Source organism: Helicobacter brantae, assembly GCF_003364205.1.
GTDB classification, from domain to species: domain Bacteria; phylum Campylobacterota; class Campylobacteria; order Campylobacterales; family Helicobacteraceae; genus Helicobacter_G; species Helicobacter_G brantae.
On record NZ_NXLV01000001.1, the window covers coordinates 219664 to 245433 of the forward strand.

27 protein-coding genes are annotated in these 25770 nt (G+C 39.3%); 26 read left to right on the top strand and 1 reads right to left on the bottom strand.

The window, feature by feature from the left end:
• Positions 1–83 precede the first annotated feature (83 nt).
• The 14 genes from lpxB (at position 84) to CQA58_RS01065 (ending at position 12737) form a co-directional block, all read left to right on the top strand.
• Entirely contained in the window at positions 84–1121 is a 1038-nt protein-coding gene (lpxB, locus tag CQA58_RS01000; RefSeq protein WP_115568843.1) for a lipid-A-disaccharide synthase, read from the top strand.
• 41 nt (positions 1122–1162) lie between these two features.
• Complete coding sequence (gene greA, locus CQA58_RS01005) at positions 1163–1657, top strand: transcription elongation factor GreA (protein ID WP_115568844.1); 495 nt, start codon at positions 1163–1165, stop codon at positions 1655–1657.
• Positions 1657–2091 carry a dUTP diphosphatase gene (gene dut, locus CQA58_RS01010; RefSeq protein WP_115568845.1) on the top strand — a complete coding sequence of 145 codons (435 nt, stop codon included), beginning with the start codon at positions 1657–1659 and terminating at the stop codon, positions 2089–2091. Before greA ends, dut begins: the two co-directional genes overlap by 1 nt.
• Before the next feature lie 3 nt (positions 2092–2094).
• The gene (locus CQA58_RS01015) at positions 2095–2676 is read left to right on the top strand and encodes a hypothetical protein (protein WP_115568846.1); all 582 of its coding nucleotides are present in this window, start codon (positions 2095–2097) and stop codon (positions 2674–2676) included.
• The gene (locus tag CQA58_RS01020) at positions 2660–3667 is read left to right on the top strand and encodes a hypothetical protein (protein ID WP_115568847.1); all 1008 of its coding nucleotides are present in this window, start codon (positions 2660–2662) and stop codon (positions 3665–3667) included. Before CQA58_RS01015 ends, CQA58_RS01020 begins: the two co-directional genes overlap by 17 nt.
• Positions 3667–4296 (top strand): type III pantothenate kinase, encoded by a 630-nt coding sequence (locus CQA58_RS01025; RefSeq protein ID WP_115568848.1) that lies wholly within the window; start codon positions 3667–3669, stop codon positions 4294–4296. Before CQA58_RS01020 ends, CQA58_RS01025 begins: the two co-directional genes overlap by 1 nt.
• Positions 4280–4588: a hypothetical protein gene (locus CQA58_RS01030; protein WP_115568849.1), complete on the top strand. Its 309-nt coding sequence runs from the start codon at positions 4280–4282 to the stop codon at positions 4586–4588. Before CQA58_RS01025 ends, CQA58_RS01030 begins: the two co-directional genes overlap by 17 nt.
• Positions 4589–4597: 9 nt before the next feature.
• On the top strand, positions 4598–5260 hold the full coding sequence (locus CQA58_RS01035; RefSeq protein WP_115568850.1) for a sulfite exporter TauE/SafE family protein: 663 nt from the start codon (positions 4598–4600) through the stop codon (positions 5258–5260).
• A gap of 9 nt (positions 5261–5269) precedes the next feature.
• Positions 5270–5797, top strand: coding sequence for a D-glycero-alpha-D-manno-heptose-1,7-bisphosphate 7-phosphatase (locus tag CQA58_RS01040; protein ID WP_115568851.1), 528 nt, complete (start codon positions 5270–5272; stop codon positions 5795–5797).
• Positions 5798–5799: 2 nt separating this feature from the next.
• Complete coding sequence (rfaD, locus tag CQA58_RS01045; RefSeq protein WP_115568852.1) at positions 5800–6810, top strand: ADP-glyceromanno-heptose 6-epimerase; 1011 nt, start codon at positions 5800–5802, stop codon at positions 6808–6810.
• Entirely contained in the window at positions 6801–8186 is a 1386-nt protein-coding gene (gene rfaE1, locus CQA58_RS01050; protein ID WP_115568853.1) for a D-glycero-beta-D-manno-heptose-7-phosphate kinase, read from the top strand. Before rfaD ends, rfaE1 begins: the two co-directional genes overlap by 10 nt.
• 3 nt (positions 8187–8189) lie before the next feature.
• Positions 8190–8747, top strand: coding sequence for a D-sedoheptulose 7-phosphate isomerase (gene gmhA / locus CQA58_RS01055; protein WP_115568854.1), 558 nt, complete (start codon positions 8190–8192; stop codon positions 8745–8747).
• Positions 8737–9954, top strand: coding sequence for an HD domain-containing protein (locus tag CQA58_RS01060; RefSeq protein ID WP_115568855.1), 1218 nt, complete (start codon positions 8737–8739; stop codon positions 9952–9954). The genes gmhA and CQA58_RS01060 overlap by 11 nt, the downstream gene beginning before the upstream one ends.
• A 122-nt stretch (positions 9955–10076) precedes the next feature.
• Positions 10077–12737, top strand: a complete 2661-nt coding sequence (locus CQA58_RS01065) for an autotransporter outer membrane beta-barrel domain-containing protein (protein ID WP_170126707.1) — start codon at positions 10077–10079, stop codon at positions 12735–12737.
• 6 nt (positions 12738–12743) lie between these two features.
• On the opposite strand, the gene CQA58_RS01070 is transcribed toward CQA58_RS01065, so the two are convergent.
• The gene (locus tag CQA58_RS01070; protein WP_115568857.1) at positions 12744–14129 is read right to left on the bottom strand and encodes a phosphomannomutase/phosphoglucomutase; all 1386 of its coding nucleotides are present in this window, start codon (positions 14127–14129) and stop codon (positions 12744–12746) included.
• 135 nt (positions 14130–14264) lie between these two features.
• On the opposite strand from CQA58_RS01070, the gene fliF reads away from it, so the two are divergent.
• The 12 genes from fliF to CQA58_RS01125 are packed head-to-tail and all read left to right on the top strand — an operon-like array spanning position 14265 to position 25769.
• Entirely contained in the window at positions 14265–15995 is a 1731-nt protein-coding gene (gene fliF, locus CQA58_RS01075; RefSeq protein ID WP_115568858.1) for a flagellar basal-body MS-ring/collar protein FliF, read from the top strand.
• Positions 15996–16007: 12 nt separating this feature from the next.
• Positions 16008–17039 (top strand): flagellar motor switch protein FliG, encoded by a 1032-nt coding sequence (gene fliG / locus CQA58_RS01080; RefSeq protein WP_115568859.1) that lies wholly within the window; start codon positions 16008–16010, stop codon positions 17037–17039.
• Positions 17039–17815: a FliH/SctL family protein gene (locus tag CQA58_RS01085; protein WP_115568860.1), complete on the top strand. Its 777-nt coding sequence runs from the start codon at positions 17039–17041 to the stop codon at positions 17813–17815. Before fliG ends, CQA58_RS01085 begins: the two co-directional genes overlap by 1 nt.
• Positions 17815–19656: a 1-deoxy-D-xylulose-5-phosphate synthase gene (gene dxs, locus CQA58_RS01090; RefSeq protein ID WP_115568861.1), complete on the top strand. Its 1842-nt coding sequence runs from the start codon at positions 17815–17817 to the stop codon at positions 19654–19656. Before CQA58_RS01085 ends, dxs begins: the two co-directional genes overlap by 1 nt.
• On the top strand, positions 19653–20099 hold the full coding sequence (locus tag CQA58_RS01095; RefSeq protein WP_342767768.1) for a low molecular weight protein-tyrosine-phosphatase: 447 nt from the start codon (positions 19653–19655) through the stop codon (positions 20097–20099). Before dxs ends, CQA58_RS01095 begins: the two co-directional genes overlap by 4 nt.
• The gene (locus CQA58_RS01100; protein ID WP_115568862.1) at positions 20096–20434 is read left to right on the top strand and encodes an arsenate reductase family protein; all 339 of its coding nucleotides are present in this window, start codon (positions 20096–20098) and stop codon (positions 20432–20434) included. The genes CQA58_RS01095 and CQA58_RS01100 overlap by 4 nt, the downstream gene beginning before the upstream one ends.
• Positions 20418–21737 carry an SH3 domain-containing C40 family peptidase gene (locus CQA58_RS01105; protein ID WP_170126708.1) on the top strand — a complete coding sequence of 440 codons (1320 nt, stop codon included), beginning with the start codon at positions 20418–20420 and terminating at the stop codon, positions 21735–21737. Before CQA58_RS01100 ends, CQA58_RS01105 begins: the two co-directional genes overlap by 17 nt.
• Positions 21734–22510, top strand: coding sequence for a metal ABC transporter solute-binding protein, Zn/Mn family (locus CQA58_RS01110; RefSeq protein WP_115568864.1), 777 nt, complete (start codon positions 21734–21736; stop codon positions 22508–22510). The genes CQA58_RS01105 and CQA58_RS01110 overlap by 4 nt, the downstream gene beginning before the upstream one ends.
• Positions 22511–22675 (top strand): DUF5408 family protein, encoded by a 165-nt coding sequence (locus tag CQA58_RS08175; protein WP_170126709.1) that lies wholly within the window; start codon positions 22511–22513, stop codon positions 22673–22675. It begins immediately after the preceding gene.
• A gap of 52 nt (positions 22676–22727) precedes the next feature.
• Positions 22728–23633 (top strand): 1-phosphofructokinase, encoded by a 906-nt coding sequence (pfkB, locus tag CQA58_RS01115; protein WP_115568865.1) that lies wholly within the window; start codon positions 22728–22730, stop codon positions 23631–23633.
• Positions 23630–25525: a PTS fructose transporter subunit IIABC gene (locus CQA58_RS01120; protein WP_115568866.1), complete on the top strand. Its 1896-nt coding sequence runs from the start codon at positions 23630–23632 to the stop codon at positions 25523–25525. The genes pfkB and CQA58_RS01120 overlap by 4 nt, the downstream gene beginning before the upstream one ends.
• Positions 25512–25769, top strand: coding sequence for an HPr family phosphocarrier protein (locus tag CQA58_RS01125; protein ID WP_115568867.1), 258 nt, complete (start codon positions 25512–25514; stop codon positions 25767–25769). Before CQA58_RS01120 ends, CQA58_RS01125 begins: the two co-directional genes overlap by 14 nt.
• Position 25770 lies beyond the last annotated feature (1 nt).

The window sequence follows — 25770 nt, forward strand, 5'->3', positions numbered from 1 at the left end:
CACCATTACTTAAGAGTTTTTAGTGATTTTATCACAATGCACGATAAAATATAAGCTTTACATTTCTCTTTTTGGAGGAACTTTTGAGGATTTTAGTGAGTGCCTTAGAGGTGAGTTCAAATCTTCATCTCAAAGAGTTAAGCAAACATTTGGAGGGGGTTGAGTTTATAGGGATTTATGAATTTGAGGATCAAAAAGGGATTTATACCCCCAAAGATTTTTCAATTATGGGTTTTATTGATATTTTTAGGAAAATTAGATTTTTCAAAAGTATTTTAAAAGAGATGTGTGAAATGGCAAAAGAGGCTGATAAGGTGCTTTTGCTTGATTCTTCAGGCTTTAATCTCCCCTTAGCCAAAGCAATTAGAAAAAAATACCCCCACAAAGAAATCATCTACTATATTCTCCCTCAAGTTTGGGCTTGGAAACCTTGGAGAGTGAAAGCACTGAAGAGATATTGCAATAAACTCTATGGAATCCTCCCCTTTGAGATAGGAATGTATCGAGGAAGGGCAGAGTATATCGGACACCCTTTGCTTGATGAGATTCCTCACTTCAAAACTGAAGTGAGTGAGGAGGGGAGTATCGTTTTTATGCCAGGAAGCAGGAAGCAAGAAATCAAGCGAATGTTCCCCCTCTTTTGTGAAGTGGCAAAAGAGCTAGAGAATGAAAGAAAGGTTTTGGTGATTCCTCATCAATTTGATGAAGAGAAAATCAAAGAGTATTATGGAGAGATACCTGAAGAGTTTGAGGTTGTAAGTGATGCAAATTTAGCTCTTTATGAAGCAAAATTTGCTTTCATTTGCAGTGGGACAGCCACTTTGCAATCTGCCCTTATTGGCACTCCTTTTGTGCTAGGATATAAAGCCAAAACGCTTGATTTGTGGATTGCCAAAATGTTTGTCAAACTCCGATATATTGGACTTGCAAACATTCTATCAAGCCATTGTGGAGGAGGGGTCGTTCATCAAGAATTTATTCAAGGTGAATGCAATGCTACAAATTTGCTTCAGTCTTATTGGGCGACAAATAGAGAAGAATTTTTTGAAAAAATTCAAAGATTGAGAGAATATCTTGCTTTTGGTAGCTCTCAAAGACTAGCTCAAAAGATTTTAGAGTAAAATTTTTGATATGATTGTTATAAATTTTTTAAAGGGCAAAAATGAGTAAAGAACCAATGACAGCCTATGGCTATCAAATTTTATGTGATGAGTTGAAAAATCTCAAAGAAGTGGAGCGTCCAAATATTATCAAAGAGATTGATATCGCACGCTCTTATGGGGATTTGAAAGAAAATGCAGAATATCACGCAGCAAAAGACAAACAGCTTTTTATTGAGGCAAGGATTGCAGAGCTTGGAGAAATGCTCCTAAACGCACAAGTCATCGATCCAAGTCAGCTCTCTCACGATAAAGTGAGCTTTGGAAGCACGGTGAAAATCATCAATCTTGATGATGACAAAGAATCTTCTTATACAATCGTAGGGGGGATTGAGAGCAATCCAAGCAGGGGACTTATCTCTTTTGGCTCTCCTATTGCAAGAAGTCTTATGGGAAAATCTGAGGGCGATGAAGTAACGATTACCTTGCCAAGTGGTGAGAGTGAGTATGAGATTTTAGAGGTTTGCTATAAGCCTATTGTGTTTGGAGAGAAGTAATGCAAATCAAAATCAAAAAACTTCATCAAGATGCCAAAATCCCTGCTTATCAAAGCAGTGGCTCGGCAGGATTTGATTTTTGCTCTATTGAGAGAAAGACAATCAAAGCAGGAGAATGGGAGCTAGTCAAAACAGGACTTGCTTTTGAGATAGAAAATGGATATGAGTTGCAAGTGCGTCCAAGAAGTGGATTAGCACTCAAAAATGGCATTAGTGTTCTTAACTCCCCTGGGACGATTGATAGCGATTATAGGGGGGAGATTTGTGTGATTCTTATCAATCATTCAAAAACTGATTTTAGCATTGAAGTAGGGGATAGGATTGCTCAAGGCGTGGTTGCAAAGGTGGAGCAAGTGGGGTTTGTAGAAGTAGAAGAGCTATCTCAAACCCAAAGGGGTGAGGGTGGATTTGGAAGCAGTGGAATCAAAGGATAAGAAATGAGTATCAAAGAAAATTTACAAGTTGTCAAAGAAGAGATTTCAAGCGATGAGAAAATGCTTGAGAGTGTGTTTAGGATTGAGGCATTTATCAAAAAATACAAATTCCTCTTTATCGCCCTTATTGTGGCAGGTTTAGGCTGGATTGCGTGGTTTTATGCAGGTGATTATTTCAAAGAGCAAAAAGCGATAAAAAGCACAGCTTTAATGGAGAAGATTCAAAGCAATATTGAAGATGAGAGTGCGTGGAATGAGCTAAAGAAAGAAAATGTTCCACTTTATGAGATGATGAGATTTTCTTATGCAATCAAAAACAACAACACCCAAGAGCTAGAGCAAATGAAAAGCTCCAAAAACCCCTTTATCGCCACTTATGCAGACTATGAAGTGGCTTCAATCACAGAGAATTTCACTTCTCTCAAAGAGGGGGCATTTAGCGATTTGGCACTTTTGCAAGAGGGATATTTGCTTGTAAGCAAAAAAGATTATCCTCAAGCATTAAATAAACTCAATGCGATTGCCAATACTTCTGAACTCAAAGATTTTGCTTTAAGGATAGGGCATTATGGTATCACTCAATAAGCACACGCTTTGTGCTTGTTTGCTCTTTTTTTCTTTTTGGGGTTGCTCTCAAAAAGAATATTTCAAACCCCTTGAAGTCAATGGCAAGGCTTCTTTTACCTCAAAACTCCCATCTAAAATGGTAGAAACCAACAAAAGTGGGGCATTGCTTCACAACTCTCAAATCCTCTCAAGCGATGGATTGAGTAGCTTCAAGCTCCAAGAGGGTGAAACATTTATCGGATATAGCAGTGGAGTTTATCTCATTACTTCTCATTGTAATACTTTGAGATTTTATGATGAGAAAGGGAGTGTAACTCAGAGCTTTTCTTTCCCTTCCTGCCCTGTGAGTGCAAGTATTTCAGGCAATCAACTTGCAGTGGTAAGCAATGAGAATACAATCTATCTCTATGATATCCCAAGCCAAAAAGAAATCTTTAGCAAAAAATCAAATTCAGCAATCGCAGTAAATTCAATGCTTCAAGCTCCTGTGTTTTTTGGTGGAATGATTTATTATCCTATGCTTGATGGAAGCGTGATGGTGGTAGGAGAGAAAAGTCTTGAAGTGGAGAAAACAATCGTAATTGATTCAGCTCCATTTTTCAATAATGTAATCTTTGCTCAAGTTAGCTCCAATCTCTCTCTTTTTGCCACAGCCAAAAAGATTTTGAGTATTTATGCAGGAAGCACATATAACTATGAGGCAGAAGTGAGAGATCTTAAAGTGTTTAACAATCTCATCTATATCACCACACTTGATGGCTCAATACAAGAGCTTGATTTTACGCTCAAACCTCTAAGAAAGCTCAAATTTCAGTTTGCGACTTTCTCAGCTATCAATATCACTGATGGTTTTTTGAGTGTGCTAGAGAGTGGTTCAGGCTATCTTATCAAAGTTAATCTGAAAGATTTTACTCCTTTGATTTATAAGATTGGAATCTCAAGAGAAGAAAATGTCTTTTCTCAAGGCAATAAGCTTTATTATGAAAAGGATATTTTGGAGTTTAAGTGATGATTTTGTGTGATATTGGTAACACATTTTTGCATTTCTACCACGAGGGGCGAGTATGGAAAGAATCTCCTCAAAAAATCTTACGCAAGAGAGAAGATAAAATCTTTTATATTAGTGTAAGCAACAAAAACTTAGAAGCTCTTTTAAATATTTGCCCTCAAAGTATCAATCTTGCTCCTTATTTTACCCTTGATACAGCTTATAGGGGGTTGGGGATTGATCGCATTGCAGCGTGTCAAACCATAAGTGATGGGGTGGTGATTGATGCAGGGAGTGCGATTACGATTGATATTATGCAAGATGGTATGCATTTAGGAGGATATATCTTGCCAGGGATTGCAAGCTATCTAAGACTATTTTCTGGCATTTCAGAGAGATTACGCATAATGCCTGATTTATCCCTTGACCTAGATTTGATGCCACAAAACACCAAAGAGGCGATTAGTCTTGGAATGCTTAAGAGTATTGTTAATTTTATCCAAGAGGTTTCCAAAGGTAAAATTATCTATTTTTCAGGGGGAGATGGAAAGTTTTTTTCCAAATTTTTTAAAAATAGCATTTACAATGAAATGTTAGTTTTCAATGGAATGCAAAAAGCTATGGAGGTTTATTATGAAAAAAATTCTTAAAGTTGCACTTTTGTGTGCGTGTATTTCGCCTTTGTTTGCAGAGTGGGTAATGTTTGCAGATAAGAGTGATACCTATCTTTACAATAACCAAACAGGAGAAATCTATATCCGCTACAAAAAAGGGGGCAAAAACTATAATGATGTGTTCGTCAAAATGCCTCACGGATTGCAACCTCAAGAATTGCAAGGTTCAACCCCAAAAAATGTAGAGAAAAAAGCTCAAGATATAAGACTTGAAGGTTTGAAAAAAAGCCAAGAATTGCTAGATGAAGCTATTGAAGGGGCTTTTTAGGTGAAATAAGTGGAGCTTGATTTTTTCCTTATTTTCAATATTGCTTTTTGGAGTGCTTTGGGACATTGTATTGGAATGTGTGGGGGAATTGTTTTGGCAATGAATACCAAAATCGCCCAAAATTCCTTCCCCCCTCTCCCTTGCAATCTCCTCTATAATCTTGGACGCATAAGCTCTTATATCGTGATAGGAGCATTGTGTGGAGGAGCAGGAAAAGTGTTTGAAATCAATCCCTACACCAAAGGAGGGGCGTTGATTCTTATTGGGATTTTGACTTCTCTTTTTGGTGCTTTTATGCTTCTCTCTCCCAAATTTTTGAGCAAAATCGAACCCTCATTTACAGAAACAAAAGGCTTTAGGGCTTTTTTTGCTAAAATCTATACTTCAAAAAGTTTGGGGAGTTTTTTTCTTTTGGGCTTACTCAATGGGTTTTTGCCTTGTGGGATTGTTTATTATTTTGCTTTGATTGCTCTAGCTAGTGGTGGAGTTTGGAGTGGAGTGGCGATTATGGGTATTTTTGGGGTAGCGACTTTATTTCCTATGCTCCTAGCAGGGATTCTCTCCTCTCTTTTGCTAGGCTCAAGAGCAAAGCAAATTTTTCTCAAGCTCTCTTCAATTGTTATGATTCTTTTTGGAATCTATACGATTTATAAGGGAGTGAAACTTTTTTAAGGAGGTAGAATGAAAAGAAAAGCAGTTTTTTTCGATAGAGACGGAGTGGTAAATATCGATAAGGGCTATGTGTATTCTCAAAATGAATTTGAGTTTAACTCAGGCATTTTTGATCTCCTCGCTTTTTACAAATCCAAAGGATACTTGCTTTTGATTGTTACCAATCAATCAGGGATTGCAAGAGGGTATTATTCTATTGATGATTTTTTAAAACTCACAGAGTTTATGCAAGAGAGTATCAAATCCAAGCTTGGCTTTGCATTTGATAAGGTGTATTTTTGCCCCCATTTAGAGGGGTGTAATTGCAGGAAGCCCAAAGTGGGAATGTTTGAAGAGGCAGATATGGATTTTGGTATCGACTTTGAAAACAGCATTATGATAGGAGATAAAGATACAGATATGCAAGCCGCCCAAAAAATGGGGATTGGTAAGAAGTTTTATCTCTCACTCAAAAAACCGGAGTTTAAAGAGATAGACAATCTCAAATGGGCGATTGCACTCTCACAAATCAAAACTTTTGAAGAAAAGGAGAACTAAAAATGAGATATATCAACAATGAATTAGAAGGGAAAAATATCCTCATCACCGGTGGTGCAGGATTTATCGGTAGTGCTTTGGCGTTTTATTTTCAAGAGAATCACCCCAAAGCCAATATCTATGTGCTAGATTGCTTCAGAAATGATGAGACTTTTCCAAGTGGCAATCTCAAGTCTTTGGGGCATTTCAAGAATCTTATGGGATTCAAAGGGCATACAATTTGTGAAAATATCAACAACACTCAAGCGATGAGCAGATTGTTTGAAAAAATCAAGTTTGATTATGTCTTTCATCAAGCCGCAATCTCTGATACAACCGTGCTAAATCAAGAAATTGTAATGCAAACCAACCACGACAATTTCCTCCACCTCCTAGAGCTTACTCAAAAGCAGGGAGGAGTGATGATTTATGCCTCAAGTGCAGGGACTTATGGTAACTCTCCTGCCCCCAATCGTATCGGAGAGGGAGAAGTGCCTGAAAATGTGTATGGATTTTCAAAGCTTTGTATGGATGAAAGCGTGAGAAGTATTCTCAAATCCAATCCCCAAGCTCCAATCATTGGAATGAGATTTTTCAATGTCTATGGAGCTAGAGAGTTTTACAAAAGCAAAACAGCCTCAATGATTTTGCAACTCTCACTCCAAGCAATGCACAATAAAAAAGTGCGACTTTTCAAGTATGGAGAGCAAAAGAGGGATTTTGTCTATATTGAAGATGTGGTTCAAGCCAATGTTTTGGCAATGGAAGCCAAAAAAGGTGGGATTTACAATGTAGGAAGTGGAAAGGCAAGATGCTTTAATGATATTGTAGAGAGGATCAAACACCATTTAGGAGAGTTTGAAGTAGAATATATTGACAATCCCTATACATTCTATCAAAACCACACAGAGGCAGATATTAGCCTCACTATCAAGGATTTGGGATATTCTCCAAGATTTGAGCTAGAGCAGGGGATAGATGATTATATGCCTGAGATTAGAGCAATTTATGCAAGGGAGAAAAAGTGCTTCTAAAAACTCCCAATATCCTAGTCGTAGGGGATTTAATGCTAGATCATTATATTCTAGGAGATTGCTCTAGGATTTCCCCTGAAGCTCCCGTGCAAGTAGTAGAAGTCAAAAAAGAGCAAAATCGCTTAGGGGGTGCGTGCAATGTGGCTCACAATCTCATCTCTTTGGGGGCAAAGGTTGAGCTTTGTGGTGTGATAGGAGAAGATAGAGCAGGAGAAGAGTTGCTCTCCCAAGCCAAAGAGTTAGGCATAGGGATAACTCATATCTATCAAGACAGCCAAAGACAAACCACTCAAAAAAGCAGGGTTTTGGTATCTAATCAGCAGATTTTGCGTGTGGATAGAGAAGATAAGGGCGAGGTTTCTAGCGAGGTATTATCTGCAATGTTTGAGAGGATTGTCAAAGAGATAGAGAGCTTTGATGGTGTGATACTTTCAGATTATGGCAAGGGAGTTTTGAGTGAGAAGATGACAAAAGAGCTTATCGCTCTAGCCAATCAACACCAAAAGATTATCCTTTGTGATCCAAAGGGAAGCGATTATAGTAAATACAAAAATGCCACGCTCCTCACACCCAACAAAAAAGAAGCCAAAGAAGCCACAGGGATTGAAATCAACAACCCTCAAACTCTCCTTTTGGCACTTAATTTCCTCAAAACACAATGCAATCTAGCTTATCCTCTCATCACACTCAGTGAAGATGGGATTGGGATTTTAGAGAATGAAGAGCTAAAAATCTTCCCCACCCTAGCTCAAGAAGTCTATGATGTAACAGGGGCAGGGGATACTGTGATTGCTTCACTTTGCTTCTCACTCTCTCAAGGCAAGAGCATTGAGGAGGCGTGCAAATTTGCCAATAGTGCAGCAGCAGTGGTAGTAGCAAAGGTAGGAAGTGCCACAGCCACACAAGAGGAGATTTATCTTTTCTCTTGCGATAATGGAGTGGAGAGCAAAATCCTCTCTTCTCCCAAAGATTTGCCTCAAAACGCAAATATCGTTTTCACAAATGGGTGTTTTGATATTTTGCATAAAGGACACGTGAGCTATTTGCAAAAAGCCAAAGAGCTAGGCGATATTTTGGTGGTGGGGTTAAACTCTGATCGCTCAATCAAAGCCCTCAAAGGAGAGGAACGCCCTATCAATCCCCAAGAAGACAGAGCTTATCTTTTGGCTTCATTAGAATGTGTGGATTTTGTGATTATCTTTGATGAGCTAACCCCTTATGAGCTAATCAAAGAAATCTCTCCAAATATTTTAGTCAAAGGGGCAGACTATGAGGGCAAAGAAGTGGTAGGAAGTGAGTTTGCAAAAGAAGTGAGATTGCTAGAGTTTGTCGAGGGCAAAAGCACGACAAATATCATCAAAAAAATCAAAGGATAGAGAATGCAAGAATTTCAAGAACATATACAAGTCGCACAGCTTACAAGTGAAAAAATGGGAGCAAAGATTGACATTTTGGCTCAAAGATGTGTAGAGGTGCTAAAAAGTGGAGGGAAAATCCTCATCTGTGGAAATGGTGGGAGTGCAGCAGATGCTCAACACTTTAGTGCCGAGCTTACAGGTAGATATAAAGTAGAGCGTATAGGACTTCCTGCAATCGCACTAAGCACGGATACTTCAGCTCTAAGTGCTATTGGCAATGACTATGGGTTTGAGCATATATTCTCACGCCAAGTCCAAGCACTAGCCAAAAGTGATGATATGATTTTTGCAATCTCTACAAGTGGAAATTCAGCAAATGTCATCAACGCCCTAAGAGAGGGGAGAAAAAGAGGGTGTTATTGTGTGGGATTGAGTGGCAAAGATGGGGGAGAGATGAATGAATGGTGTGAGCCAAATATCGTAATCCCTAGTGCAAACACTCCAAGAATCCAAGAAATGCATATCTTAATCATTCACTACCTTTGCCAAAAGATTGATGAGGCTTTCAATGGAAGATAAGATTCTTAAAACCCCACGCCTTAGCTCTACACTTCTAAGAAAAATCTTTGTTTCAGCTTCAATCCGAAGGTGGAATGATCAGGCTTGTCCTGTGGAGTTTGTCGAGCTTGACAAACAAGCCCACAAAATGGTAATCGCCTACTTCCTTGCACGATTTGAAGAGTATCGCAATGGGGCAGAAATCGACTGGGAGAAGTTGATTTGCTTTTTTTGTTTTGAGTTTTTTGAGAGAATGGTTCTCACTGATATCAAACCCCCTGTGTTTCATAAACTTCAAAAACATCATCGCAACGAATTGGCTGAATTTGTAGTGGAAGCTTTGAGAGAGGATTTAGAGCCTTATGGGTTGCTAACTTCACTTCAAGAGTATCTCAAAAACCCTCCAAAATGCCTAGAAGTAGATATTTTGAGGGCTTCACACTTCTATGCTTCCAAATGGGAATTTGATATCATCTACAACTTCAATCCCAAAATGTATGGTGTGGAAAATATCAAAAAGATTATTGATTGTGAGGTAGAGCAGTTTTATCATCTTGCAGGAATGAGTGAGATTGTGCTATATCAGAAAAGCAAAGAAGTGATAGATATGTTTGGGCAGTTGAGATTTCAAAAGCGTTGGAGTCAGACTCCAAGAGTGCCTGAAACAAGTGTGCTAGGACATACGCTTGTAGTGGCGATGAGTGGGTATCTACTTAGCCTTGATTTGGGGGTGTGTAAGCAAATGCGACTAAATCACTTCCTTTGTGGCTTGTTCCACGATTTGCCTGAAATCCTAACGCGTGATATTATCTCCCCAATCAAGCACAATGTCAAGGGGCTTGATGAGCAGATTAAGAGGATTGAGAGAGAAGCAGTGCAGGAGAAAATCCTAGCCAATGTCCCACCCAATGTCATTGCAGATATTGAATACTTTACACAAAATGAATTTAGCAATCGCTATAAGCTTGATTCTTCTTTTGCTCCTATTTATATTGAGAGTGGAGAGGAGTTTTTGAGAGAGTTTGATAAAGATGAGCTAGATCCTGTGTGTGGGGAGTTTCTGAAGTTTTGCGATCATTTAAGTGCGTTTTTGGAAGCTAGGATATCTATCGCTCATGGAATCTCAAGTCAAGACTTGATACAAGGTTCAGAGGGGATTTATCAAAAATGTGCTTCCAAAGAGATGAGGGGTGTGGATTTGGGAGCGATTATTAGGGATTTTGAGTAAGAAAATATTAACTTCATTTCATAAAATCCTCACACTTGGATATAATTATCTTTTTTAAGATAAAAGATTCAAGGAGGATTTATGAGAAATCAAAAAGGTGTATGCCCCCCCCCCCAAGAGAAATGAAAAAGATACTTATCTCATCAGCTTTAGCAGTATTGCTTGGTGTGAGTGCTGAAGCAAGTAATGGCTCAGGTGTAAGTGTTGATTCTAGTAACAATGTGATATTTTCTGATACAAATTCAAATACAAGTACTCAGAGTACAAACAACACTTTTGCACCAAGTGGTGGTGTATATGAAGCTAATAGTACGAATAATACAATTACTTTCAATTTAGGAGTTCAAACTGCTCATATTGATGGAGGAATAAAAGCAGGAAGTGGAACAAAAATCACTCTTGACTTTCAGGGTGCAGGTGTGGGGCAAGGACAGATTCTTAACTTTGGTTCTGCAACAAATACCGATTCTCAAGTTATTCAAACACAATCTGGTGGAGGGGTTGTGTTTAATTTTAGTGATAATGGTGCTACTAAGGACAACAAAAACAATTATGTACTTTACGGAATGACAGCAGACACAAAAATGCTTAATGATGGAAATATGGAATTTAATCTTAATAAACACACATTGTTAATGATTGGAAATAGTGCCAATTTTGTTATTGAGAACAAAAATGGAAACTTGACTTTTAATTTTTCTGATAATTCGGCACTTCAGAGCAATCCTGATTTGTATATTACTAATTCTGGGAGTGGAAAAACAATTTTTAATTTTAATAATTTTTCTGACACTTCAAATAAAGCAGAGCTTGATGTGGAAAGTGTTGAATTAAAAAATAATTCAACTGGTTCTGTCGAGTTTGTTTTTCAAGATTCTTCAGCAAGACTTGTATCTCTTTTTGAAAACAATAAGCTGTTAGTGACAAAAACGGATTTTGTTTTTAATTTTAAGGGAAATTCATTTGTCGTGCTTCAAAATGAAAATATGACAGAAGGTAGTTTGGATACCCCCTCAAATCTTAAAGATGTTACTTTTACATTTTCCTCATCAGACAATAAACTTTCTTTGGTTGCCGATGTGTCAGCTAGAGGAGTTGGTATTTTTGAAATGAAATGGTTGGACGTAAAAGCCGATAGAAATTACATCTCTCTTGCTCCATTGCTAACAATTAGTGACAAAATTATTTATACGGATATGTTGTTGCCAAGAGAGAATAACTTTACATTTCTTGAAATTGGAGAGAAGGGTGTTGCTGATACTGGGATTTCGGGCAACGGAATGAATTTTATTGTTTATGCCAATATTTCAAAAAAGGAAATTGTATATGATGCTTCAAAGATAAAATGGAGTTATGGGCAAGATATTCAGGCAGACAAGAACGGAATCTATACTTATGCAGATAGATTGTTTATTCATTCTTCCCAAGACAGCAATACACCAACAACACATAATCTTGGTATTATTATTAGTCTCCCAATGAGGGGGTATCTTGATCGCATATCCTATACTCCAAGTGGTAATGGAGAAAAGGGCGATGTAACCACAAAAGGTAATATCGCAGTAGCGACAGTTGCTAATGATTCAAATGTAACCCTTAATGCTTTAAGTGGCTCATTGCTAGGGTTTAATCTTATTGAAACTTCTTTTGAAAAAATCAAAACAAATGAGCAAGGAATCATACAGGCTAATTCCCAAGACAACACCTACACCACCTACTTCCTTAGCTCGGCTCGTGATATGGGGGTTGCTTCTGCGACTCAAGAAGTTACTTCTTCAGTCTTTGCACTCAATTATGATTTGTTCCTTGCAAACTTCAACTCTCTGAATAAAAGAATGGGGGATTTGAGAGATAATCCTTACAGCCAAGGAGCGTGGGGGAGAATCTTCAACGGACAGCTTAGCAATGATTTTGGACTAGGCTCTCAAAACAACTACACCACACTCCAAGCAGGATATGACTATGACTTTGGGCTAGAGAATGCTAGAGATTATCTAGGAGTGGCGTTTTCTTATGGATTTTCAATCTCTGAAATGAGTTCAAGTGCCAAAGACGCCCTTCAAAGCAGAGAGATTACAGATATTTTCTCTAATTCCATTGAATTGGCTCTATACAATGCCTATGTCAGCGATAATGGGCTTTATAGCGATAGTATTGCTAAGTTTTCTTATCTAATGAGTGATTTCAATCTCACAAATAACTCCACTACTGAAAGTCTAGGTGTCAATAACTACGCCCTCTCCCTCTCTGAAGAAGTGGGCTATGTCTTCACTCTAGGAGAGAGCAAAGAGTGGAGTATCACACCTCAAGCAGAGCTAGGGCTAGGGTATTACTCAAGCTCTGATCTTACTCAAGTGGCAGGGGACTTCTATCTTGATGCCAAAGCAGATTCTTTGCTAATGCTTAGAGCTAGGATAGGCTCTATGGTGGGCTATGATTTCAAGCAATTTACTCAAGGCAAAGATATTCAAGCCTCACTTTATGCAGGACTATCTTATGAGTATGATTATCTAAGTGGTGGGGATATTGAGCTTACTCCAAATGTGGGGGAGAAGACACTGAAGAAAAGTGCTTTAAGTAGCGATAGCAGAGGGGTGCTAAATGTCGGAACAAATCTTGCAATCAAAGACAATACTAGAGTATATGTGGATTTTCAAACTAGCTTTGGAGGGAAGATTAACACGGATTATCAAATCAATATCGGAGCAAGATTTAGCTTTGGGGAGAGTGCGACTCCAAAGCCACTTAATACAGAGCTTCCACTTAAGCCCACAGAGGGATAAATCCCTCTATTTTAGGCTCTCTAGGAGTTCTAGGGTTTGGGATTTGTAAAGCTCTAGGAGTTCTTGGCTTTGAGCCTCAAATCTTGTAACAAGCACAGGAGTGGTATTACTTGCCCTCACAAGCCCCCAGCCTTTTTCAAAAATGATTCTCACTCCATCAATATTGACAATCTCTAAGATTTTGGGGAATGTGCTTGGTGGGGTTTGCAAAGCCTCTTGGAGTTTGGCAATGAGGGGGAATTTTTTCTCCTCATCTGTGGGGATTTTCTCCTCATTGGTTGAATACACTTTGGGCAAAGAGAGGATAGAATCTTCTACTTCCTCTACACTTGAGTGCAAAAATAGCTCCAATGCTCTAAGCCCTGCATAAATGGCATCATCATAGCCAAAATATCTATCATTGAAGAAAATATGCCCACTCATCTCAGCAGCCAAAGAAGCATCTAACTCTTTGAGTTTGACTTTGAGGTTGCTATGTCCGGTTTTATACATTACAGATGAGCCGACTTTGTTGCACTCCTCATACATTAGAGCAGAGCATTTGACCTCTCCGATGATGATAGGTTTTTTGGGAGCAATCTCTTTGGCAATCGCTCTTGCAAAAAGGATAGCTAACTCATCTCCTTTGTAGCTGTGATTAGTGCTAAGAAGTGCGATTCTATCTGCATCGCCATCAAAGGCTAGGGCTAGAGGGATATGCCTTTCTTTCATCACTCTTTTGACATCTTGAAGGTTTTTTTCTTCACTTGGATCAGGGTGGTGGTTGGGGAAAGTGCCATCAGGCTCGACAAAGAGTGGGGTATAGTGGATATTGAGATTTCTTAGAATCGGCTCTAGTGCCACTCCTGCCACACCATTTCCACAATCTACCACGATAGGATAAGGGAAATTTGAGAGGGAGCTAAAATGCTTACTTAGATAGGAGATATACTCACTCAACACATCGATCTTCTCTATCTCAATATCGCTTGGAGTATGAGAGATTTCAAGAGAGTAGATAGCTTCTTTGAGGGCTTGAATCTCTTTGCCATAAAAAGGCTCTTTGGCTAAAGTGATTTTAAATCCATTGTATTCAGCAGGATTGTGAGAGCCTGTAATCATCACTGAACTTGTCGCATATTTGCCACAAAAGATTGAAAAATATGCCACAGGAGTGGGGATTAGCCCCATATCATAGACTTTGATTCCCCTCTTTTGTAATCCATCTTTGAGCCACCCAAAAAGGATAGGGGAATGCACTCTTGCATCATAGCCGATATTGATTGAGTCCTCACCCTTGCTTTTTAGCACATCAGCAAGTGCATAGCCAATCTTATAGACAACTTCTTGACTAAGGTCTTTTTGGAAAATCCCTCTAATGTCGTATTCTCTGAAAATGTGATCGTAATTCATCATAATTCCTTGTAGTGATTTAAATTTTTTAATCAAGGTTATTATATCTTAAGCTAATTTGTCATTTCAAAAAAGGTTTTTTGGATAGAATACTTGATTTGAAAAACTAAATACTATATAAAGAGGTTATTTGCTTTGGATATAGGGGCGTTACTTAAACAGATTAGAGATATTTACAACAAAATTAACAAAAAGCAAAAAATTGTTATTTTGGCAAGTGTGTTTGCAGTCATTGCATTTTTGGCGTATTTGATTGTGTTTTCTACCAATCGTGGAAGCGATACAGGAAGCAATGGCTATGCAGTATTGTTTGATAAGCTTGATCCAAGCGATAGTGCCTTAATCGTTCAGCATTTGCAACAGGCTCAAATCCCCTATGAACTCCCCAAAGAAGATACGATTTTAATCCCCAAAGCCCAAGTCTATGAGCAACGAATCGCCCTAGCAAGTAAAGGACTTCCCAAAAGCTCAAAAGTAGGGTTTGAAATCTTTGATACTAAAGATTTTGGAGCGACAGATTTTGATCAAAAAATCAAATTTTTGAGAGCTACTGAAGGTGAGCTTTCACGCACGATTCAATCCCTCACGCCTATTGAAGAGGCAAGTGTGCATATTGCATTGCCCAAAGATAGCGTTTTTGTCAATAAAGCCACACCCCCCACAGCTTCAGTCGTGGTAAAGATTAGAGAAAATATGGTGCTTTCCCCCTCGCAAGTGCTAGGAATCAAAAACCTTGTTTCAGCAGCGATTACAAACCTCACTCCTGAAAATGTCAAAATCGTTGATGAAAATGGCGAAACTTTGGGAGAAAACACCGAAGAAGCTACTTCTAGGGAGTTGGCAAAAGTCATCAATATGCAGATGAAATATAAGACTAATTATGAAAAAACCCTAGAAGAAAAAATCGTCAATATCCTCTCTCCAATCGTGGGAGGGAAAGATAGGGTAGTGGCTAAGGTAACGGCTGAATTTGATTTTCGCCAAACCAAAAGCACACAAGAGAGCTTTGATCCCAACAATGTGGTAAGAAGTGAGCAGAGTTTGGAAGAGAAGCGTGAGGGTGTCAAACCCAAAGAAGTGGGGGGCGTTCCGGGGGTAGTGAGCAATATCGGACCTGTGCAAGGGCTTGATAGTCAAGGGGGAGAGAAATATGAGAAATCCACCAATACGACAAACTATGAGGTAGGCAAGACAGTTTCTGAAATCAAAGGAGAGTTTGGAGTTCTCAAGCGATTGAGCGTGGCAGTGGTGGTTGATGGAAGTTATGAAAAAGTTGATACAGATGGAGTAGAAAAACTCAAATATATCCCACTTCCTCAAGAGAGTATGGATAAAATCAATGCTCTAGCTAGACAAGCTGTGGGATTTGATAAGGCTAGGGGAGATGAGATTTCAGTCAGCAACTTTGAGCTAAATAGCACGACTCAAACCTATAAGCCTGAAGATAAATGGGATAATATCGTGCAGAGTGTCAAGAAATACACAAATCCGTTCTTGCCAATTCTCAAATACCTCATTGTTTTGCTTATCGCTTATGTTTTCTACAAAAAGGTTATTACTCCTTTTGTGGAGAAAATGCTTTCCAATCAAGAAGACGAAGAAGATATTATCGGCTCTGAACTTGATGATGAGGAGGTCAAAGGTGGAGACAGTCGCCTCAGTGAGATGAGAAAGCGAGTAGAGGAGCAATTAGGTGGGGATTCGCTCTTCAATGAAGAAGATATCAAATACGATGTCTTGGTAGAGAGAATGAGAGATATGATTTCTGAGAAACCTCAAGAAATCGCAGCACTTTTCCAACGCCTTATCACAGATGAGCTAGGGCTAGAGAATGGAATGCAAAAAATGGATAATTCAGAGAATTAAGGAGGCAAGATTATGGCAAGCACTTTAACACCTCGCCAAAAGGCACAATTTGATGACCTCTCAATGTCAGAGAAAATTGCGATTTTGCTCTTGCAAATGGGAGAGGATATTACAAGTGATATTTTGCATTACTTGGATACTGAAGCAGTAACAGAGGTTACACGCCATATTGCATTGATGAATGGGACAGATAGAGCTATTGGTGCAGCAGTAATGGAAGAGTTTTTTGCAATCTTGCAAAGCAACCAATACATTAGCACAGGGGGATTTGACTATGCTAGAGAGATTCTTACCAAAGCTTTGGGACACGATGAAGCTAAGAGAATCATTGACAAACTCAGCAAGACTATGCAAACCTCTCAAAACTTCAGCTATCTTGCCAAAGTCAAACCTCAACAACTTGCAAACTTCATCATCAACGAACACCCCCAAACTGTGGCTTTGATTTTGGCACATATGGATCCAGGCAGTGCGGCTCAAACACTCTCTTATTTCCCTGATGATGTCAAAGCTGAAATTGCTATAAGAATGGCAAATCTAGGGGATATTTCTCCAAACATTGTCAAAAGAGTTTCAACCGTGCTTGAAAATCGACTTGATGCACTCACAAGCTACAAAATCGAGGTGGGTGGTCCAAGAACTGTGGCAGAAGTATTCAACAAATTGGGACAGAAAGCTGCTGTTACTACAATTGAGCATATTGAGAAAGTGGATAAGTCTTTGGCAAGTGTGATTAAAGAGATGATGTTTACATTTAATGATATTATCAACCTTGATAACACTGCAATCCGTGAGATTCTTAAAGTTGTCGATAAGAAAGATTTGACTTTGGCACTCAAAACTTCCACAGAAGAGCTCAAAGCCAAATTTACTTCCAATATGTCTCAAAGGGCAGCAGAGCAGTTTATCGAGGAGATGCAATACTTAGGAGCGGTTAAACTCAAAGATGTAGAAGCCGCACAGAGAAAAATCGCTGAAATGGTTCAAGCTCTAGCAGAGCAAGGACTAATCCAAATCGGTGATGGAGACGAGGTAGTTGAATAATGAATAGCAATTTTATTACAGAAACAGATCATCAAAAACACACAATCAAAAAGTATGAGTTTAGAAGTATGGATAAAAAGCTTGAAGCTGAAATCGCCCCTGCAATGGAAGAGAGTGGGATTTATACTCCTCCAAGTGAGGGCAATAGTGAGAATTTTGCAATCCTTCAAGAACTTCTTAAAGAGGTTTTGTCTGAAAACTCTCAGATTAAAACCCAACTTCAATCCCTTCAAGCTCAAATCCAAGCTTTTGAGCAAAATCAGCAAGGACAGATTCAAGAAGAAATCAAAAAAAATGCCTATGAGCAAGGGTTGCTTGATGGAGAAAATAGAGCAAAAGAGAGTATGCAATCTGAACTTGATAATCAAAAACAATCCCTTGCTTATGCACTCAATAATATTCAAGAGGTTATTACTCAAACCCAAGAGAGGATCAAAGCTCTAGAGGGAGAGCTAAGCAGTATTGCACTAGATTTAGCTAAAGAAGTCATCATCAAAGAAGTGCAAGAAGAAAGCCATAAAATTGCATATCATATCGCTCAAGAACTCCTAGAGCCAATCTCTCAAAGCTCTCAAATCACGCTCAAAGCCAATCCTATTGACTTGCCCTATCTTCAAGAAAAGCTCCCCCAAGCTGACAAAATCCACTTTGAGCCTGATCCTTTGGTGTCGCGTGGAGGTGTGATTATCTCAAGTGCTTTGGGAAATTTTGATGGGACAATCCTCTCAAGATACAAAAACCTCAAACGCTCTATTTTAGAGGACAAAGGGCTGTAATGAGTTATAGCTATAAAGAAGTTTTGGGGAATGAGGATATTCAAAGTCTTCAAAATATCGCCCAATCTCTGAGAGAGAGGATTTTAGATGTTGTTTCTCGCAAAGGAGGACACCTAAGCTCGGCTTTGGGGGCTGTGGATTTGATTGTGGGAATGCATCAAGTCTTCAATCATCTTCAATGCCCTTTTATCTATGATGTAGGACACCAAGCTTACGCTCATAAGCTTTTAACCAATCGTTGGGAAGAGTTTGAGAGTTTGAGAAGTTTTGGGGGGATTAGTGGATTTCCAAACCCCAAAGAATCAAGCTCGGATTTCTTTATCGCAGGACATAGCTCTACTGCAATTTCACTAGGTGTGGGTGTGGCTAAGAGTTTCAGTCTTTCAGGGAATGAGGGTCTTCCTGTGGTGCTTATTGGCGATGGAGCGATGAGTTCAGGGCTGGTGTATGAAGCACTCAATGAGCTAGGAGAGAGAAAATATCCCATGATTATTATCCTCAATGATAATGAAATGAGTATCAGTAAGCCCATTGGTGCAATCTCTCGCTGTCTCTCTCAAGCCATTGCCTCTCCTTTTTGTCAAGGAGTAAAAGGTGGGATAAAAAAGATATTACAAAAAATGCCTGATAGTGCCACTTATATGGCTAGAAAATTTGAAGAATCTTTTAAACTCATTACTCCGGGGGTATTGTTTGAAGAGCTGGGATTGAACTATATTGGACCTATTGATGGACACAATATTGAAGAGATTATCTCAACGCTCAAAAAAGCCAAAGAGATGAAAGCTCCTGTGCTTATCCACGCTCAAACCACCAAAGGCAAAGGATATAAAATCGCAGAAGGGCAGTTTGAGAAATGGCATGGAGTTTCTCCATTTGATTTGGAGAGTGGAGAGAGCTTGAAAAAATCTCAAAGCATAAGTCCAACTTCAGTATTTGGAGAAAGACTAAAGCAAATTGCTCAAAGTGATGAGAGTGTGGTAGGTGTTACAGCGGCGATGCCTAGTGGCACAGGAATGAGTGTGCTAATGGAAGCTTTTCCTGAGCGTTTTTGGGATGTGGCAATCGCTGAAGCACACGCAGTAACTTCAAGCTCTGCAATGGCTCAAAGGGGGCTTAAGCCTTTTGTGGCAATCTATTCTACATTTTTGCAAAGAGCCTATGATAGCATTATCCACGATGTGGGGATTATGAACTCTCCTGTGAGATTTGCTCTTGATCGAGCAGGGATAGTGGGAGAAGATGGGGAAACTCATCAAGGGCTTTTTGATATTGCTTATCTTAGAAGTGTGCCAAATATGGTGCTTTTTGCTCCAAGAGATTTGCAGAGTTTGAAGAGTGCAGTTGATTTTGCTTATTCTCACTCTAGCTCTCCAAGTGCTTTTAGGTATCCTAGAGGGGAGTTTGTGCTAGGAGATGAGTTTGAGAGCAAGGAGTTTATTCTAGGAAAAATGGAGATTTTAAAAGAGGGGAGAGAGATTGCTTTTATAGGGTATGGCAATGGAGTGGGTAGAGCTTATAGAGTGGCTCAAGAATTGCAAAAAGAGGGGATAGAAGCAGGAGTGGTGGATTTGAGATTCCTCAAGCCTCTTGATAGTGAGGGGTTAAAAGAGCTTTTTGCAAGATATGGCAAAATCTTTGTCTTCAGTGATAGTTATTTGCTTGGTGGGGTAGGGAGTGCATTGCTAGAATTTATCGCTCAAGAAGAGATTAAAGGAGTGGCACTGAAGAGTTTTGAGCTAAAAGATGAGTTTATCCCACACGGAAAAACGGCTTTGATTGAGGAGAGTTTAGGGCTAGATACAGCAGGACTTCTCAAAAGAGTAAAGGAGAGCTTGTGATAAAAAGTGTGCTTTTTGTCTGTCTTGGCAATATCTGTCGCTCACCTTTGGCTGAGGGAATCGCACGCCACCTTGAGAGAGGGGTAGTCTTTGATTCGGCAGGATTGAGTGGGTATCATAGAGGAGAGAAGCCTTGCAAGGGCACACAAGAGATTGCACAAAAGCACCATATCTCACTAGAGGGCATTACAAGTCGCCCTATTGCTTATCCCAAAGATGATAGCTTTGATTTGATTGTGTGTATGGATAGTCAAAATTATGAGGATTTGCTAGAGCGTGGATTTAGCAAAGAAAAAATTAAAAAACTAGGAGATTTTGGCTTTGGTGGGGAAGATGTGCCTGATCCTTATTATTATGTGGGACTTGAAGGATTTGAGAGGGTGTATGTGATGATTAGTGAGGGAGTGAAAAACCTGCTAGAGAGTATCAAGGAGGGGAAATGAAGCAAATTTTTGGGATAAAAAATTGTCAAAGTGTGAAAAAAGCATTAGATTTTTTAGATAGCAAGGGAGTGGTTTATGAATTTGTGGATTACAAAAAAAATCCTCCAAGTCTAGAGCTTCTCAAAGAGTGGGTAGAGAAGAGGGGGATTGAGAAGGTATTGAACAAAAAAGGCACAACCTATAAAGCCCTCAATCTCAAAGAAAAAGATTTGAGTGAGAGTGAATTGCTAGAGGTGATGAGCCAAAATCCCACTTTGATTAAACGCCCCATTCTTGTAGATGAGGGAATTTTGGAGTTTGGATTTTGTAAGGAAGTATATGAGAGTCTTTGCTAGTCTTTTATTTGTGCTTTTGTTGTTTGTGGGCTGTTCTGATAGTCCTCAAGGAAACAAAAGCATTGCTGATTTAAAAATGTCGCAAAACGCTCTTGATTATCTCCCCAAAACTCGCACCCCACCTCTCTCCCCCCAAGAAGTAGAGAGATTGAAAGAGAATTATCTTAAGAAGTTTTTTGCCCCATTTCTAGGGCTTACTCCCAATCCAAATATTGCCGAAGTGTTTTGGATCAAAAGCTCACTAGAGAAAAATCTAGGCTATGGGGAGAATCTCAAACCCATTAGCCCAAAAATGACACAAAAGATTCTCCAAGATATGCAAATTCCACTTTATCCCAATGCCACTCAAATGGCAATCGTGATTAAGGATTGTGATGTGAGAGCTGTGCCAAGTGTGCATCCAAGACTTTCTAAACCCAATGGATTCCCTTTTGATCGGTGGCAAAATTCTATGATTTTTTATGGCACACCTGTTTTAATCACTCATTATGATACAAGCAAGAGATATGCTCATATCCAAACCGAATTTGTCTATGGTTGGGTAGATGTCAGTCATCTTGCTCTTGTTTCTCCCAAACAAGCCCAAACTCTCTCTTCTCTCAAACACTTTATTGTCCCCAAAAATGATGAGAGTATTATCAAAGATTGGAGAGGGGATTATGTAACCCAAGCAAGGATAGGCAAACTCTTTGCACTCGCTGAAAACAACAATATTTTTATCTACAAACGCCAAAGCGATGGAAAGCTCAGGATTGAAAAAACTGCAATCAATCTAAGTGAGTTTGACACTTTCCCTCAAGCCTTCTCTCAAGAAAAAGTCGCAGAGTATATCAATGCGATGATGGGGCGACAATATGGTTGGGGAGGATTGTATGAAGAGAGAGATTGCTCAGCTTTTATTCGTGATATTTTTAGTAATTTTGCTCTCTATCTCCCAAGAAACTCATATGCTCAAGGCAATTTTGGCACACGCCAAATCAACCTAGCCAATCTTGATTCTTTACAGAAAGAAAAAGTGCTTTTAGCCAATGCCACGCCTTTTGGAAGTGTGCTTTATCTCAAAGGGCATATAATGCTGTATTTAGGAGAAGACAAAGAGGGTAGGGCGATTGTGGCTCATAGTGCGTGGAGTGTAATGGCAGGGGATTTTTGGAGAAAAGATGAGTATCGTTTGGGAGGAGTGGTTATCACTACACTCAAACCTGCCAATGAATACAATGGTGCGTGGGGTAGTCGCAAAACTCTAGGAGATAGGGTTTTGCTTGTAAATGATTTATATAAAGCAATGCAAGAGGGACAATGAAAAGATTAGTTTGTTTTTTGTTTTTGGGGTTTTGTGTCCTTTTTGGAGTAGAGGATTTTAGAGTAAAGATTGGGGTGAGTGTGCCTGTGCAAGAGTATTTTGTCAAAAAAATTGGAGGTGAGTTTGTTGATGTGGTTGTGCTAGTCCCTCAAGCTCGTAATCCCAAATTTTTTGAACCCACAGCCACACAGGTAAAAATGATAAAAAATCTAAGTGTCTATGTCGCCTCAGGGATTCCATTTGAGAAAAAATGGCTCAAACGCTTTGAGAATGCCAATCCTTCTTTGAGGGTATTAAACCTTAGTGATAATGCTTGTAAAGAGGCAATTTGCTATCAGTGGCTCTCTATCCCCTCACTCAAAAAACAAGCCAAAAAAATTGCTTATATCCTCAGAAGTGTAGATATAAAAAACGCCAAAATTTATAAAGAAAATTTAGAGAGTTTTCTTAAAGAGCTTCAAGAGTTTGAAGGTAAAATCAAGCAACGATTAGCACTCCCTACTACACCTAAGATTTTTGCAGGTTTTCAAGATACTTGGGCAGGATTTGCTAAGAGCTTTGATTTGCAATATTTATCATTGAAAAATCAAGAAGAGTTAAAAAAGTTTAGACAAGAAAAGCTCAAAATGGTTTTAATCACCCCATTTGATGTGAGAAAGCAGGTTAGAGCTATTGTGGCTAATCCCAAAGTTGAGCTAGTAGAAATCAATCCCTTTGCTTTGCAATGGGAGGAGAATATGCTAAAGATTTTATCTTGTGTTGTAGGAGAGTAGATGGAAGATATTGCTAAAAGGGCATTAAAAATCTCGATTTTTTGTGTGTTTTTGACTTTGGTGATTGGAATGTTTTGTTTGTATGTTTTGCTTAGTGAGGTTGATGCCACAGCAGGATTAAGCAAAAGAGTTGAGCAAATTGAGAAAAAACTTGAGCGTTTTTAGGCAAGTTTTGAGTAAAATAAACTTTAGTGATTTTTCTATATAAGGGTTGTTTTTGATTTATACACTGACTTTAAATCCTGCACTTGATTATCATCTAGAGCTTGATTGTCTAAAGCTTGGAGAAACAAATCGCTCCAAAAACGAATTTTTTATGCTTGGAGGCAAGGGAATCAATGTCTCTTTAATGCTTCAAAATTTTAAAATCTCCTCAATCGCTTTAGGATTTTTGGCAGGTTTTAGTGGAGAAGAGATTGCTAAAAGATTGCAAGAGCAGAGTTTTAGAAGTGATTTTGTCAATGTCAAAGAGGGGGCAAGTAGAATCAATGTCAAAATCAGAGCTCAAGAAGAGAGCGAAATCAATGCAAGTGGAGCAATCCCCTCACACCAAGAGATTGCAGAGCTTCTAGGCAAACTCCAAACAATCCAAGAAGATGATATATTGGTGCTTTCAGGAAGTTTGGCAAAGGGAATGAGGAGTGATTTTTATGCAAAAGTGATGAGTGAATGCAAAGCCAAAGTCGTGTTAGATGTGGGAGGAGAGGTGCTAAACCTTGCCCTCCCTTATGCTCCATTTCTTATCAAGCCCAACAAAGCAGAGCTTGAAGCAATGTTTGGTAAAAAGCTCAAAGATAGTGCTGAAGTGATTGAGTGTGCAAAAGAGCTTCAAATAAGGGGAGCTAAAAATGTTTTGGTGTCTTTGGGGGGAGAGGGAGCAGTGTTTTTGAGTGAAGAGAGAGAAGTCTATAAACTCAAAGTTCCACAAGGAAAACTTATCAATTCTGTGGGTGCAGGAGATAGTATGGTTGCAGGATTTATTGCAGGATTTCTCCAAACCCACAATCTGAAGGAGGCATTTTACTATTCTGTTGCAAGTGGAAGTGCAAGTGCGTATTCAGAGGGGTTTGGGACGCAAGAGAGAGTCATAGAGCTACTCAAGCAATTAAAGGAGGAAAAATGAAAATTACTGACTTGCTAAACCTAGAGTGCATCTGCCTAAATGCAAAGGCAGAGAGCAAAGCAGAGGCGATTACCCAAGCAGTGGAGCTAATGAGCAAAAGTGGTAATCTAGTGGATACTCAAGCCTACAAGCAAGCAGTATTAAAGCGTGAAGAAGAAGGTAGCACAGGCATTGGAGAGGGGATAGCAATCCCACACGCCAAAAGCTCAAGTGTAAAAAATGCCTCTCTTACAGCAATGATATTCCCTGATGGAGTGGATTTTGATTCTTTAGATGGTGAAAAAGTGAAATTGCTCTTTATGATTGCAGCACCTGAGGGCAAAAATGAAGCACACTTAGAGATTTTAAGCCAACTCTCTGAACTCCTAATGCAAAGTGATTTTGTCGCTAAACTTTTGGAAGCAAAAACTCCTCAAGAGTTTAGTTCAATCATTGATGAAGCTCAAGGAGTGCAAAAAATAGAGCGAAAGCAGAGTGAAAATGCTAAGATTTTGGCTGTTACAGCTTGTCCCACAGGAATTGCTCATACCTATATGGCAGCCCAAGCATTAGAAAACAAAGCCCAAGAGCTAGGGATTGAAATCAAAGTAGAAACTCGAGGTTCTAGTGGGGCAAAAAATGAGCTAAACCAAGAGGAGATTAAAAATGCAGAAGCAATCATTATCGCAGCTGATACTCAAGTCCCATTAGAGCGATTTAAGGGAAAAAGAGTGCTTTTTGTCAAAGTAGCAGAGGGAATCTCACGCCCCCAAGAGCTAATCACTCAAGCTCCAAATGCTCCAATCTATCAAGGAGCAAAAGATTTTGAAGAAGTGAGAGAAGAAGAGGGGGCAAAACCCTCTTTGGGACATACACTTTATAAGCATTTGATGAATGGGGTTTCTTATATGCTTCCCTTTGTCGTGGGAGGTGGGATCTTAATTGCACTAGCTTTTTTAATCGATGGATATTTTATTGATTTGGCTAATGCTAGTGAAGAAGTGAAAAAATCCTTTGGAAGCAACCACGAAATTTCTAAATTCTTTATGGATATTGGAGGAATGGCTTTTGGCTTTATGTTTCCAATCCTAGCAGGATTTATCGCTCTAAGCATTGCTGATCGTCCAGCACTTGCAGTAGGATTTATCGGTGGAGCGATTGCAAAAGCAGGAACTTCAGGGTTTTTGGGTGCAATCTTGGCAGGATTTTTGGCAGGATATGTTGTGTTAGGGTTAAAGAGGGCACTCTCATTCCTCCCTCAAAGTCTTGATGGAATGAAACCAATCTTGCTCTACCCACTTTTGGGGATTTTGATTACCTCACTTGTGATGATTTTTGTCATAGAACCCCCTGTGGGTATTGTCAATACGCTCTTAAATGAGGGATTGAACTCAATGAATGGAGAGTGGAAAATCTTGCTAGGAATCTTGCTTGGTGCAATGATGGCAACAGATTTGGGAGGACCAATCAATAAGGCTGCTTATGTCTTTGGTGTGGCTTCCATTGCTTCAGGCAATTTTGATGTAATGGCCTCTGTAATGGTAGGTGGTATGGTGCCTCCACTTGTGATTGCACTCTCTACTACTTTTTTCAAGACCAAATTTACTCCCTCAGAGCAAAAAAGTGGATTGAGCAATTATGTGATGGGGCTTTCATTTATCACTGAGGGGGCAATCCCTTTTGCAGCAAGTGATCCACTTAGAGTGCTTAGCTCTTGTATGATTGGTTCAGGGATTGCAGGTGGGCTTTCAATGTATTTTGGTTGTGCCCTTATGGCACCTCATGGAGGGATTTTTGTCTTCCCTGTGGTAGAGAATGTGCTTTATTATTGCCTTGCCCTTTTGATAGGAAGCGTCATTGGGGCATTGATTTTAGGATTTTGGAAGAAGGAGAAAATAAATGAAAGAAATTAAACATATCATTAAGGATCCTCAAGGGATTCACGCACGCCCTGCAGGAGTGCTAGTCAAAAAAGCAGGAGAGTTTAGCTCAAAGATTACAATCACCAATAAAGGCAAACAAGCCGATGCCAAAAGGATTTTGGCTGTGATGAGTTTGGGTGCTAAGAGTGGCGAAGAGCTTGATTTTCTCATTGAGGGAGAAGATGAGCAAGTGGCATTTGAGGCAATTAGTGAGTTTTTGAAAGAAAATTTATAGG